Genomic DNA, 12401 nt, shown 5'->3' on the forward strand with positions numbered 1-12401 from the left:
TTTACCTCCAATTCTCCATTGAATAAGCCTCATGAAAAAGTATGATATTCTTGTAATCGGTTCCGGCGGAGGGACCAAACTAGTCACTCCACCTTCCAAATTAGGATACAAAGTCGCCATTTTAGAAAAAGATCGGTTAGGAGGAACCTGCCTGAATCGGGGTTGCATTCCTTCCAAAATGTTAATCTACCCTGCCGAGATCCTAGCCCAGGCAAAAGATGTTTCCAAATTCCAATTGGGGATTCCCGGCCCATTCTCCGTAGATTTTAAAACCTTGGTGGAAAGAGTTTCTGCAACTGTAGATGCAGATTCTGACAGCATCATTCCCGCTTATGAGAAAAATCCGAATATAGACTTCTATCCTTACGAAGGCAGATTCGTAGAAGATAAAGTCCTCAAAGTGAACGGAGAACTTCTAACCGCAGATAGGATCTTTATAACGGCAGGTTGTAGGCCTTCTATCCCGGATATCCCTGGACTTGCAGGAACTCCGTTTATGACAAGCAGAGAAGCTCTCAGAAGGACCGAACTTCCGAAACGTCTTCTTGTGATCGGAGGCGGATATATCGGTTTAGAGTTAGGCTTCGCTTATTCCGCATTCGGATCCAAGACAACATTTATCGTCCGGAATAGAATGCTCTCTCATGAAGATAAGGATATAGTAGACGGTTTCGAAAAGGCCTTCAGCAAAAAAGAGGATGTAAGACTCGGAACGGAAGTCACCAAAGTAGAATATCAAAACGGCATCTTCCGATTGGAATGCAAAAATTCCAAAGAAACATTCTTTTTAGAGGGAGAAGCTCTTCTTGTTGCAACTGGCATAAAACCCAATACGGACTGGTTGGACCTCCAGCATACGAGCATTCAAACCGATAGGAAAGGTTTTATCAAAACAAACGAATACTTAGAAACCACTGCAGAGGGAGTCTATGCATTTGGTGATATCATTGGAAAACATTTCTTCCGACATTCCGTAAACTTTGAGGGAGAGGCATTATTCCAGTCCTTGTATTTGGACAAAAAAAGAACACCGGTCGAATACCCTCCTGTCCCCCATTCAGTATTTACCCATCCACAGGTGGCAGGAGTGGGCAAAACGGAGCAACAACTCCAAGCAGAAGGCATAGAATATATTTCCGCGATCAATCCATATTCCAGTAGTGCAACAGGAATGGCTAGACTATCCGAGGATCAATTCGTCAAAATATTAGTAAGTCCGAAATCTAGAAAGGTCCTCGGAGCCCATATCATCGGTGACGAGGCATCCAATCTGATCCATCTTTTTATACTCCTGATGACAATGGGTGGGACTCTAGATGACTTGCTAAAAATGATTTATGTTCACCCTGCCTTACCCGAAATCGCGAGGAACGCGGCAAGAAAGGCAAGAGAAATCTTAAGCTCTACCTAAAGCCAAAAGATTGTCTAAACAGGGCTTGTTCAAAATCATAGAACTGGAGCGTTTTTTCGCGAATGAACAAAGCCTTAGAAATAAAAAATTTGGTGAAGACCTATGCCGGGGGGGTGCAGGCCTTAAAAGGGATCGATCTGACCGTTGACGAAGGAGACTTTTTCGCACTCCTTGGTCCGAATGGTGCCGGAAAATCCACAACAATCGGGATCTTAAGTTCCTTAGTAAATAAAACTTCGGGAGAAGTTAAAATTTACGGAGCGGATATAGATACCCAACTCACATTAGCAAAATCTTATATTGGGGTCGTTCCTCAGGAATTCAATTTTAATATTTTCGAAAAAGTAGAACAGATCGTTATGAACCAAGGCGGTTATTACGGACTTGCGAGAAAAGTAGCGATAGAAAGGACCCATAACTATTTAAGCCAGCTCGGACTTTACGAAAAGAGAAAAGAAGGCGCAGGAAGACTTTCTGGAGGAATGAAACGTAGGCTCATGATTGCAAGGGCACTCGTCCATAATCCAAAGGTTCTGATTTTAGATGAACCTACAGCAGGTGTGGATATAGAATTTCGCAGATCACTATGGGACTTTTTAGTTAAACTAAATGAGTCTGGGATCACGATCATCCTTACTACGCATTACCTTGAGGAAGCGGAAAATCTCTGCAAAAAGATCGCGATCATTGATCAGGGAAAAATTGTTGAAAACACTTCCATGAAAGAACTGATCGTGAAATTAGACTCCCAGACGTTCATTCTGGACCTAAAACAACCGATCAATTCTCCAATTGATCTGAACGGATTCCATTTGAATAAAGTGGATGATCTTACCATCGAAGTTGATGTAAGTAAAAACAATTCTTTAAACGAGTTATTTAGGCTCTTGGATAAGAGTGGAGTCCAAATTTCCAGTATGAGAAATAAATCCAATCGATTGGAGGAATTATTCCTAAAATTAGTGGAGAAAAAACTATGAACTTCCAAGAAAAATTTAACGCATTCTCCACAATCGTCAGAAAAGAAACTGTTCGGATCCTAAGGATCTGGATCCAGACTTTGATCCCTCCCGGTATTACGATTTCCTTATACTTTCTGATCTTCGGAAGATTGGTAGGATCTCAGATCGGAGATGTTGGAGGTCATACTTATATCCAATTCATCGTTCCGGGCCTTGTAATGATGTCTGTCATTCTGAACGCATACAATAATGTGGTGTCTTCATTTTTCGGTGCAAAATTCGGCAAAAATATAGAGGAACTTTTAGTCTCTCCTACTCCGGCTTACCTGATCGTATTAGGTTATTCTATCGGAGGAGTGATCCGGGGGGTTTTGGTCGGATTTATCGTGACCTTAGTTTCTTTATTCTTCACTGAATTGAGACTATATGATGCATGGATCGTAATCGTAACCGTTGCGCTTTCGGCTTTGATGTTTTCTATGGGCGGATTTCTAAACGCGCTTTATGCCAAAAAATTCGACGATGTGACGATCATCCCTACCTTTATCCTTACACCACTGACTTACTTGGGAGGAGTATTTTACTCCATCAAGATGCTTCCGGAAGGATGGCAGATCGTTTCCAAGTTCAATCCGATCCTATACATGGTAAACGCATTCCGTTACGGATTTTTAGGAGTAAGCGATATTGACCCTTGGGAAGCGATCACTCTTTTGATTCTAGGAACAATTCTACTTTATTCAGTTTCCGTATTTATGCTTAGCAGAGGATACGGAACAAGGACATGAGAGAATGCAGGATATATTGGTAGAAATGGAAAGGCTTCTCAAAAACGGCCTTTCCCCCTCCGAATTAAAAATAGAGGATTTTTCGGGCGAGCATGCAGGTCATTCCGGCAATCCGGAAGGTAGAAAAAGAACTCATATTCGTATATTCATCACGAGTCCGGATTTCCAAGGAAAATCTCTATTAGAACAACATAGAGCGGTTTATAAAATTATGGACCCCTTTCTAAAAAACTGGGGAGTCCACGCTCTGGAATTAAAGACCTCGGCGCCTTAGAAAAAAGATTGTCCAAGACAGCTTTCTAAAAAGAGCTGATAATAGAAGATCAGAGTCTAAGAAGTAACAGATGACCGTACAAGAAATTCGGGAAAAAATACAAAATGGCCTTCCTGGGTCCGAAGTTGTGATAGAAGATCCGTACAATGACGGAGTTCATATTAAGGCGATCGTAAAGTTTGCCGGTTTTTCCGGAAAATCGATCGTTGAGCAGCATAGAATGGTATATGCCACTTTAAAAGACGAACTAAAAGCGGAAGTCCATGCTTTAGGACTAGAAACTAGGGTATCATAAATTCAATTAGGAATAATACTATGGAAAAAGAATTACAAGATAAGATCGAAGGTTTAATCTCTTCTAAAAAAATTTTCCTTTTTATGAAAGGAACTCCTGACGCTCCTATGTGCGGATTTTCTGCAGGAGTAACCAATGTTCTTCGCAGCCTTGGCGCAGATTACAACACATTCAATGTTCTTTCCGACCAAACAGTTCGTGAAGGGATCAAAGAATTCGCGAATTGGCCGACTATTCCTCAGCTCTATATCGACGGAGAATTTATCGGTGGCCATGATATCGTAGTTGAAATGGCAAGAAGCGGAGAGCTTCAGAAGAAGATCGGAGCTTAATTCAAATGATGAAACTCTACCAATTCCTCACCTGCCCTTATTGCGCTTATGTCCGGGATCATTTTTCCAGACTAGGCCTGAAAGAAGGAAAAGATTATGAATTGGTAGAGGCAAGTAGAGGAACTCCTGGCAGAGAAGAAGTGATCCGATTGGGTGGAATTAGCCAGGTCCCATTCTTAGTAGACGGCGAGATCCTTATGTATGAATCCAGAGATATAGTTGAATACATAAAGGATAAAATCAATAATTTAGGAAACGTAACCTAATACGTCCAAAATTTTCTCTCCTACATTCCTATTCTTGCCTGAATAGGGATAATTATGAATATATAATACAGGATTAAAGTTCAATTCCAAGATCCTGTAATCACCTTCGGACTTCAGATCTTTTACTATAATATCCACACCGCAAATCTTCGCCTTTGCCGCTTTTGCAGCTTCCACAGCTAATTTTTTAAGAGAAGGATGAGCAATATCCGTTACATCTACAGAATCACCACCGGTGCTGATATTTGAATTCTTTCGAACAAAAACAACTTCTCCAGGACTCGGGACAGTATCCGGTGATTTTCCGGCTTCTTTTAAAACTGATAACTCAGTCTCTGCTAATTGGATCTTTTCGAGAGGTGTAACATGACCGACCCCTCTTCTAGGATCTTTGTTTTTCTCTTCTACCAACTCTCGGATCGTTTTTTTGCCGTCACCTAATACGTTTGCAGGGATCCGATTACAAACCGCGACACATTCGTCCCCGATCACCAAAAATCTATATTCATTACCTTCCGCAAATTCCTCTATGATTGCTGTTTCAGAGAAACCTAAGGCGATCTCAAGAGCCTTTTTTCGGTCTTCTTCGCTTGCTGAAGACTGTAAGATACTGATCCCGATCCCAAAGTTCGTAGTCACAGGTTTGACTACCATCTTTCTGTCAGAGGTCTGTTTTAAAAAATCCAACCCGGAAGATATATCAGAGACTGTAATTCCCTTTGGAACGAGTATATTTGATTCTTCTAAAATACGTTTCGTGACTGTCTTATTTTCCATAACCAAAAAGGTCATGTACGAATCCAGTTCTGTTTTAGAAGCTTCTTTTACGAGTCTTGTTTTTCCCTGGCCCTTCAATCGGATAAAATGACTTGGACGATCCAATATTTCCACTTCCAAGCCTCGATTCAAAGCATCTCGGATCACGATCTGTGTGGAAATTTCTAGATCCTCAAATCCTTTTAAAATAAATTCATTCGGATCTAATTTTTCTCCGGGCCCTAATTTATATTTCAATGGTTACAGATCCTTGCAGTAGGATATTTTTTTACTTTCTCGGATTCTTCTATTTTGACTTTTTCTGCCAAGGATCTTTGAACCTCTTTGACGAACATATTGAATTTTCCAGGAGTTAATTCCATCTGAGATTGATTTCTGAAATTTTCCTTAGCTAAGTGGATTCCTAGATCTCTGTATTCCCAATCTTCTTTAATGATACGGTCCATCAATTTGCCGGAAGGAGTGCATTTAGGATCTTCCCAACGAGCTCTCATTACATTCAATGTTTCTTGGTAGAATCTTTTTCCAGTATGGCGATCCAATTCTTCTGCGATCGGGACAAGAGATTCGGTGAATTCTTTTCCTTGTTTCAGAAAATCAGTCTCTTCTCCATTCTCCCCTAAAACTTTTAGGCCCGGCTTTCTGCCTTCCCAAATGATCCGGTTCGTGTTCTCTCTGATCCTGAGTTTTTCTTTTTGATCGATAGACTTACTTTCAGTAAGAAGCCCATTTAACAAAACCATCTGGATATAACCTAAACTAGGCTTATGAATTCCGGTCGGAGATTCAGGTTGTAGATCCAAACAGCGGATCTCAATGTATTGGATCCCACGGCTCTGTAGCGCGTCCAAAGGTCTTTCGTCATTCTTAGGAACTTGTTTCGGGCGAATCGGAGAATAGAATTCATTCTCTATCTGCAAATAATGATCATTGAGCTGGTTCGGTATTCCACCAAAAGGTTGGTATTTAGGATAAGGAGTGCTTACTGCATAACACATTCCATTGATATATTCCTTTAAGGAATTATAATTGATTGGAAGCTCATCCTGGACCTTACTCGTGTATCCGATCTCGCTCATTCGAAGTGAGGTAGCGTATGGAGCGTAGTACGTATGATTTTTATGTTTTACAAACGGAAAATCGCTCGGAACCGGCAGAAATGTTTCATCGAAAACAGGGGTTGCACCGGTAAGATATAATATTTCCGGTACCCTTCTCATAAAATTACGGGTAACGGAAAGATATAACTCCGAAATTTCTTCTTTAGTGAATGCCTGGATCTCTTTTCCTAATAGCTGTTTCAGAAATAGATTAGAGAAGGAAAAATTATAATGAACACCTGAGATTGTCTGCATTCTTCTTCCATAACGTAATCCTAAACCGTTCCTATAGACAGTTTTCCATTCTCCTGAAAAGGAATGGCCATATTGACCTAGAGGGATATGCTTATCTTCCTTTGGAAGGATGGGAGGCATACTGAATGGCCAGATCCATTCATCTTTTAAATGCCTTGAGGTGAAAATATGCAGATCTTGCAATTCTCGGACGATCGCTTCTATCCTTGGTCTCGGATTCGTAGCAAATTCTAATTGTGGTTCAGAAAAGTCAGTTTTAATAAAATGATTTGTTAAACTAGAACCTAAGGACTCCGGATGAGGAGTAGTGGAAATTTTTCCGTCAAAAAAAATACGCATGCTTTCTTTTTCCAAACCGTGTTTGGCTTTTACCGCATGCCTTAAATTCGGGTAAACGGAAGATTGGGCGGGCCGATTCATTCTAAATTCCTTTTTTATATTATTCCCCTAGAGGGATTCCATCGCCCCTAGGATCCGCAGCACCGTATAATTTACCGTTCTCTCTTTTTACGCAGAAAAGTTTCGCGGCATTATTTCCGAGTCGTATCTCGTGTTTTTTCGCTTTTAATTGATTGAATGTAGCAGTATCCGTTGCAGGACCTTCGACAGATAAAGCATCCGGAAAGAATTGATGGTGGATACGTCCCCTTGCCACCGATTCGTACAAGGTGAGATTTAGATCCAGAGTGAACAGTATAGATTGTAAAACTGCATTAACGATATAAGAACCACCGGGAGCACCGGTCACTAAAAAAGTTTCTCCATTCTTCAGAACGATCGTAGGAGACATCGAACTTAAAGGAGTTTTTCCAGGTTGGATAGAATTTGCTTCTGCACCTATTAAGCCGTATACATTTGGCTCTCCAGGAGAACGACTAAAATCATCCATCGTATCGTTTAAGACAAAACCGTATCCATCCAAAACAACAGCTGCACCAAATCTATAATTGATAGAATGAGTGGTCCCAACTGCATTTCCTTCTGCATCCACAACGGATAAATGTGTGGTTTGAGGTGACTCTGCTTTCAAATTTAAACGGCTTAAATAAGTGGAACTCGCAGTCGCTTTCCCGGGATTAAAATCTGCGATCTTATCCTTTGCGTATTCGGAAGAGATTAAAGTCTCTACCGGAACCTTTGTGTATTCAGGATCTCCTCCTAAAACAGCTCTATCAGAATATCCCCTTCTCATCACTTCGGCAAGAAAATGATAATAATCGCTTTGGGAAAAATCGAACATGGAATGAAGTTCTTTTGTTTCCAGCATCTTTAACATCGTAAAAAGATGAACCCCTGAAGAAGGGGGAAACATGGTACGGATCGTATAATTTCTATAAGTAATTTCTAATGGCTTTCCTTCTCGTACCTTATAGTTCTTTAGGTCAGAGAATGACAAAAGGCCTCCATTAGAAGAAACTTCTTCAGCAAGGGCCTTTGCAATTTTTCCGTTATAAAAATCTGAATCTCCTGTTTCAGAAATGATCCTGAGGGTTTTTCCTAGATCCTTTTGGACCAGGACTTCGCCGGGTTCCGGAGCCTTCCCGTTCGGCAGGAATATTTTTTTCATGCTCGAACTCATATCTTTTTCGGATTCTTGGATAGCTTCGGTAAGATCCGGATATACCACAAAACCTTCTTCTGCCAATCGAATGGAAGGAGCCAAGACATCCTTTAAAGGAAGTTTACCGAACTTCTTATGTATCTGCACAAGTCCTGCAACCATTCCTGGAACACCTACAGATCTATATCCAAGAAGAGAATCTTCCTTCGGTTTTCCCTTATACATATTGCGGTTTGCAGAAGAGGGAGCTCTTTCTCTAAAATCGAATGCGTAGGACTTCCCACTCTTAGCATGATGATAGACTAAAAATCCCCCACCACCAATCCCAGTAGAAGAAGGACGAGTTACTGAAACCGCAAAGGAAGCAGCAACCGCAACGTCGATCGCATTTCCACCTTTCTTATAAACTTCCAAACCGACCTTAGAGGAATCTATCGAGTCGGTGGAGATCATGATATTCTTAGATTCTGCGAATAATGTGTTCGCATCTATGCCGAACTTAGGGGCCACTAAATTCTGAGTGGATACTTCCCTGCCTTCTATGAATAGAACGTTCTTTTTACAAGAACCGAAAGCAAGTAGTAGAAAGATGGAAAATAGGAAGAAACTTTTAGAAACAATTGTAGTTCTTGGGAAAAACATTATTTTTCTCTCGAACGGAATACTAATTTAAGTTCCTCATTTTGTATTTCCAAATTTACATCCCCACCTGTTTTTAATTCCCCAAAGAGAATCTCCTCGGAAAGCCTTTTAGAAATATTGGAATCGATCCATCTTTGCACCGGTCTTGCCCCGAACAAAGGATCATAGGACTTTTTAGCGATCCAAAGAAGTACATCCTCTCCATAATGGATTTGGATACTTTTCTCTTTCAGTCGGACCTCCAACAATTCCAACTGTTTACGGACTACCTTGGAGACTGTACTTTCTTCCAGAGAGGAGAATTCAATGACCGCGGTCAGCCTATTTCGGAATTCCGGAGAGAACTGCTTTTCTATCGCTTTTAAGCCCCGATCCGTAAGAGCAGTATTATCAAATCCTAATGGATTAGAAGCCCTTTCCCTGGCACCCGTATTTGTGGTCATGATCAGGATTACCTGTTTGAAATCCGCCTTTCTTCCGTTGTTATCCGTAAGAGTGGCATGGTCCATGATCTGTAGAAGAATATTATAAATATCCTCATGGGCCTTTTCTATCTCATCCAAGAGTAGAACACAATGAGGTGTGCGAATGATTGCATCCGTCAACTGCCCACCTTGTTCGAAACCGACATAGCCTGGAGGAGATCCGATCAACCTAGAAACTGTATGCTTCTCCATATACTCGCTCATATCAAAACGGAGAAACTCAACGCCTAGAATGGAAGCAAGTTGTTTGGAAAGTTCCGTTTTTCCCACGCCAGTAGGCCCCGCAAACAAGAACGATCCTACAGGTTTTCCAGGTTCCGAAAGTCCGCTTCTGGAAAGTCGGATCGCCTGTACAAGTTCGATCACAGCCTTGTCTTGGCCGTAAATTTTTCCTTTTAATTCCTCATCCAAGTTTTTTAATTTTTCGCGATCGTCCGCTTTGACAGTCCTCGGAGGGATCTTAGAAATTTTAGAAACTAATTCTTCTATTTCTTTCACGCTTACGATCTTGGATTTGGAACTGGCTCTTAATTTTACTTTTGCACCGGCTTCGTCGATAAGATCGATCGCTTTATCTGGAAGCTTTCTATCGAGGATGTAGCGTTCAGCAAGTCTTGCCGCCTCTTCTACAGCGCCTGAAGAATATTTTACAGAATGGAATTGTTCGTATTTAGGAAGAAGTCCTTTTAGGATTTGGATCGTTTCATCTACGGAGGGTTCGTTTACTTCTAATTTCTGGAATCTTCTGGATAGTGCGTGGTCCTTTTCAAAGATCGCCTTATATTCTTTATAAGTAGTCGTTCCAATACAACGAAGTTCCCCATTAGACAATGCAGGTTTTAAAAGATTAGAAGCATCTAAAGAACCTCCGGACACGGCCCCAGCTCCTACGATCGTATGGATCTCGTCCACAAACAAAACATTATTCGGATCTGCTGAAATGGCCTGGACTACATTTTTGAGCCTTTCTTCAAATTCACCTCTGAATTTCGTTCCCGCGAGAAGTAATCCCATATCTAACGAATACACTTTCGTATTTTTTAATACATCCGGAACATTTCCGTTCACGATCTGAAGTGCGAGGCCTTCTACGATTGCGGTTTTTCCGACCCCGGCATCTCCTACAAAGATCGGATTATTCTTCCTACGTCTTGCTAAGATATGGATCGTTCTTTCTATCTCTTCCGCTCTTCCTACAAGAGGATCCAATTTTCCTTGGCTTGCTTTTTCAGTAAGATTCACACAGAAATCGGACAGAGCATCTCCGTTCTGTTTTTTATTGGTCTCTTCTGCGCCGGAACCTTCGCCCACTTTTTCGCCGGACTTTTTGATCCCATGAGAAATATAACGAACCACATCGTAGCGAGTGATATCCTGTCTTCCTAAAAAGAATACTGCATGAGACTGATCCTCTCTAAATAAAGAAGCGAGAACATAGCCACCGTCCAATTTTTTCTTTTGAGTGGATTGCACATGGAAGGCCGCGAGTTGTAATACTCTTTGGGCGCCTATCGTATATTCAGGTTCTATCTCTCCGAAAGTTTCCGGGACAGATTCCATCTCTGTATCTAAAAATTCTTTTAATTCGGAACGTAATTGTTCCAGATCCGCGCCGCAAGCCAAAAGGACTTCCGCAGCAACAGGATCATTGGTTAAGGAAAGAAGAATATGCTCGAGGGTAATGTATTCGTTCCTTCTAGTGAGTGCTTCTGCTCTAGCTTGGCCCAGAGATTTTTCTAATTCTTCGGATAAGGTCATAATTCTTCCCCCTCTTCTATTTCCATTTGGCAATGCAAAGGATGTCCATGTTCCTCTGCGAGCATATGTGTTTCGTTTACTTTGGTTTTTGCGACGTCATGAGAATAGACTCCACAAAGAGCCTTTCCGGTCGTATGAGCCTGGAGCATTATTTGTTCGCTCTCGACTTCAGTCCTATAAAAGACCACTCTTAGGATCCAGACCACGAAATACATTGGAGTATAATCGTCATTTAAGATCACAACCCTATACTTTGGAGGTCTTTTTAGTTTAATTTTTTCTTTAGTAAGAGTCTGCTCTTCTATTTTCAGATCGCTCATAGTTCGGTTTCTCCCCGCCCGGAGTTGGACTCTTCCTTCAATGGGGAGGAAAGATTGGTTTCTCGGATCATTTCCTGCATATGCATTCTTTCGCTTTCTAAAAAACGTTCAATCGCATTTCTGGCCTGGTCATGGAAAATAAAATGAGAACTATAGGTCGGAACGGCAGGAAACCCTCTTAAAAATTTCTGTTCTCCCTGAGCTCCTGCTTCAAAGATCTCGAAGTTATGAGATATCGCATATTCTATCGGAGCATAATAACAACATTCGAAATGTAGAAAAGGATAATGTCCTTCAGAGCCCCAATACCTTCCGTACAGTTTTTTTCCCTTCTTTAAATTGAATGTCCCACCAATGGTTTGGCCTTCTTTCTTCGCTAAAAATAATACAAGGTTGGAGGAAAACTTTTCCAGAATGATCTTAAAGAACTTTCGATTCAAATAGGGAGATCCCCATTTTCTGGAATAAGTTTCCGTGTAAAATGAATAGATAGAGTCCATATCTTTCTCTGAGATATCTTTTCCTTCCTTACATACGATTTGGATCTCAGACTCCCGGATTGTTTCTCTTTCCTTCTTGATCTGGATCCTTTTTTTAGAACGAAAATCTCCTAAAAAATTCTCAAAACTCGTATATCCTCTATTCTTCCAATGAAATTGATGAGTGATCCGAGTCGCAAAGCCCCGTTTCTCTAAAGCCTTTGCCTCTTCTTCTTCCAAAAATAAAAAATGGACACTGGAGAGCCCTTGGTCCTCAGCATTTGCTAAAAGTTCGGGAAGTAGGATATCCAACGCCTCTTCCAAAGACACGTCTTGTCTTCTTAGGATCTTTTTGCCGTTTACCGGAGTGAATGGATAAGCAACGAGTCCTTTAGGATAATAGGATAAGCCATTCTGGGAGAAAAAATTGGCCCAAGAATGATCGAAAACATATTCTCCGTACGAATCATATTTATGATAGAATGCTATGGAAGAATGTACTCCCCTCTCATCTTCTGCGACCAAATATTCAGGTTGCCAACTAGTCTTTCCTCCTACGCAAGAAGAAAGTTCTAAGGAATGCAGAAATTCATGATTCGAGAAAGGATTTTCTGGATCTCCCAAACGATTCCAGTCCTCGGAAGAGATTTCGTTTAGGGATCGGATCCATTTAAGCTTCGGATATTCGGGCATTTT

The 12401-nt window shown here is 41.1% G+C and carries 13 protein-coding genes; 7 read left to right on the plus strand and 6 right to left on the minus strand.

The window, feature by feature from the left end:
* The first annotated feature begins 31 nt into the window (after positions 1 to 31).
* The 7 genes from EHQ64_RS16035 to EHQ64_RS16065 all read left to right on the plus strand — a co-directional run bounded on the left by EHQ64_RS16035 (position 32) and on the right by EHQ64_RS16065 (position 4328).
* Positions 32 to 1411, plus strand: a complete 1380-nt coding sequence (locus EHQ64_RS16035) for a dihydrolipoyl dehydrogenase (protein ID WP_135650814.1) — start codon at positions 32 to 34, stop codon at positions 1409 to 1411.
* Positions 1412 to 1473: 62 nt separating this feature from the next.
* The gene (locus EHQ64_RS16040) at positions 1474 to 2391 is read left to right on the plus strand and encodes an ABC transporter ATP-binding protein (protein ID WP_135650815.1); all 918 of its coding nucleotides are present in this window, start codon (positions 1474 to 1476) and stop codon (positions 2389 to 2391) included.
* Positions 2388 to 3161, plus strand: a complete 774-nt coding sequence (locus tag EHQ64_RS16045) for an ABC transporter permease (protein WP_135650816.1) — start codon at positions 2388 to 2390, stop codon at positions 3159 to 3161. Before EHQ64_RS16040 ends, EHQ64_RS16045 begins: the two co-directional genes overlap by 4 nt.
* A 4-nt stretch (positions 3162 to 3165) precedes the next feature.
* On the plus strand, positions 3166 to 3435 hold the full coding sequence (locus EHQ64_RS16050) for a BolA family protein (protein WP_135650817.1): 270 nt from the start codon (positions 3166 to 3168) through the stop codon (positions 3433 to 3435).
* Between the two features lie 70 nt (positions 3436 to 3505).
* Positions 3506 to 3730: a BolA/IbaG family iron-sulfur metabolism protein gene (locus EHQ64_RS16055; RefSeq protein WP_135650818.1), complete on the plus strand. Its 225-nt coding sequence runs from the start codon at positions 3506 to 3508 to the stop codon at positions 3728 to 3730.
* 20 nt (positions 3731 to 3750) lie between these two features.
* Positions 3751 to 4062, plus strand: coding sequence for a Grx4 family monothiol glutaredoxin (grxD, locus tag EHQ64_RS16060; RefSeq protein ID WP_135650819.1), 312 nt, complete (start codon positions 3751 to 3753; stop codon positions 4060 to 4062).
* A 5-nt stretch (positions 4063 to 4067) separates the two neighbouring features.
* Positions 4068 to 4328 carry a glutathione S-transferase N-terminal domain-containing protein gene (locus EHQ64_RS16065; protein WP_135650820.1) on the plus strand — a complete coding sequence of 87 codons (261 nt, stop codon included), beginning with the start codon at positions 4068 to 4070 and terminating at the stop codon, positions 4326 to 4328.
* On the opposite strand, the gene gshAB is transcribed toward EHQ64_RS16065, so the two are convergent.
* The 6 genes from gshAB to EHQ64_RS16095 are packed head-to-tail and all read right to left on the minus strand — an operon-like array spanning position 4311 to position 12398.
* Positions 4311 to 5342, minus strand: coding sequence for a bifunctional glutamate--cysteine ligase GshA/glutathione synthetase GshB (gene gshAB, locus EHQ64_RS16070; protein ID WP_135650821.1), 1032 nt, complete (start codon positions 5340 to 5342; stop codon positions 4311 to 4313). The genes EHQ64_RS16065 and gshAB overlap by 18 nt on opposite strands.
* On the minus strand, positions 5339 to 6880 hold the full coding sequence (gene gshA, locus EHQ64_RS16075) for a glutamate--cysteine ligase (RefSeq protein WP_135650822.1): 1542 nt from the start codon (positions 6878 to 6880) through the stop codon (positions 5339 to 5341). Before gshA ends, gshAB begins: the two co-directional genes overlap by 4 nt.
* A 19-nt stretch (positions 6881 to 6899) precedes the next feature.
* Positions 6900 to 8663 carry a gamma-glutamyltransferase gene (ggt, locus tag EHQ64_RS16080; protein WP_135650823.1) on the minus strand — a complete coding sequence of 588 codons (1764 nt, stop codon included), beginning with the start codon at positions 8661 to 8663 and terminating at the stop codon, positions 6900 to 6902.
* Positions 8663 to 10906, minus strand: a complete 2244-nt coding sequence (gene clpA / locus EHQ64_RS16085; protein WP_135650824.1) for an ATP-dependent Clp protease ATP-binding subunit ClpA — start codon at positions 10904 to 10906, stop codon at positions 8663 to 8665. The genes ggt and clpA overlap by 1 nt, the downstream gene beginning before the upstream one ends.
* Positions 10903 to 11226 (minus strand): ATP-dependent Clp protease adaptor ClpS, encoded by a 324-nt coding sequence (locus tag EHQ64_RS16090; RefSeq protein WP_135650825.1) that lies wholly within the window; start codon positions 11224 to 11226, stop codon positions 10903 to 10905. Before EHQ64_RS16090 ends, clpA begins: the two co-directional genes overlap by 4 nt.
* The gene (locus EHQ64_RS16095; protein WP_135650826.1) at positions 11223 to 12398 is read right to left on the minus strand and encodes a GNAT family N-acetyltransferase; all 1176 of its coding nucleotides are present in this window, start codon (positions 12396 to 12398) and stop codon (positions 11223 to 11225) included. Before EHQ64_RS16095 ends, EHQ64_RS16090 begins: the two co-directional genes overlap by 4 nt.
* Positions 12399 to 12401 lie beyond the last annotated feature (3 nt).

Source organism: Leptospira sarikeiensis, assembly GCF_004769615.1.
Classification (GTDB): Bacteria; Spirochaetota; Leptospiria; order Leptospirales; family Leptospiraceae; genus Leptospira_B; species Leptospira_B sarikeiensis.

Bases quoted from the DNA above. Each gene is read 5' to 3' on its own strand.
- ggt (WP_135650823.1), bottom strand. From the start codon at position 8,663: ATGTTTTTCCCAAGAACTACAATTGTTTCTAAAAGTTTCTTCCTATTT.
- EHQ64_RS16050 (WP_135650817.1), top strand. From the start codon at position 3,166: ATGCAGGATATATTGGTAGAAATGGAAAGGCTTCTCAAAAACGGCCTT.
- EHQ64_RS16090 (WP_135650825.1), bottom strand. From the start codon at position 11,226: ATGAGCGATCTGAAAATAGAAGAGCAGACTCTTACTAAAGAAAAAATT.
- gshA (WP_135650822.1), bottom strand. From the start codon at position 6,880: ATGAATCGGCCCGCCCAATCTTCCGTTTACCCGAATTTAAGGCATGCG.
- EHQ64_RS16055 (WP_135650818.1), top strand. From the start codon at position 3,506: ATGACCGTACAAGAAATTCGGGAAAAAATACAAAATGGCCTTCCTGGG.
- clpA (WP_135650824.1), bottom strand. From the start codon at position 10,906: ATGACCTTATCCGAAGAATTAGAAAAATCTCTGGGCCAAGCTAGAGCA.
- EHQ64_RS16045 (WP_135650816.1), top strand. From the start codon at position 2,388: ATGAACTTCCAAGAAAAATTTAACGCATTCTCCACAATCGTCAGAAAA.
- EHQ64_RS16065 (WP_135650820.1), top strand. From the start codon at position 4,068: ATGATGAAACTCTACCAATTCCTCACCTGCCCTTATTGCGCTTATGTC.
- EHQ64_RS16095 (WP_135650826.1), bottom strand. From the start codon at position 12,398: ATGCCCGAATATCCGAAGCTTAAATGGATCCGATCCCTAAACGAAATC.
- EHQ64_RS16035 (WP_135650814.1), top strand. From the start codon at position 32: ATGAAAAAGTATGATATTCTTGTAATCGGTTCCGGCGGAGGGACCAAA.
- grxD (WP_135650819.1), top strand. From the start codon at position 3,751: ATGGAAAAAGAATTACAAGATAAGATCGAAGGTTTAATCTCTTCTAAA.
- EHQ64_RS16040 (WP_135650815.1), top strand. From the start codon at position 1,474: ATGAACAAAGCCTTAGAAATAAAAAATTTGGTGAAGACCTATGCCGGG.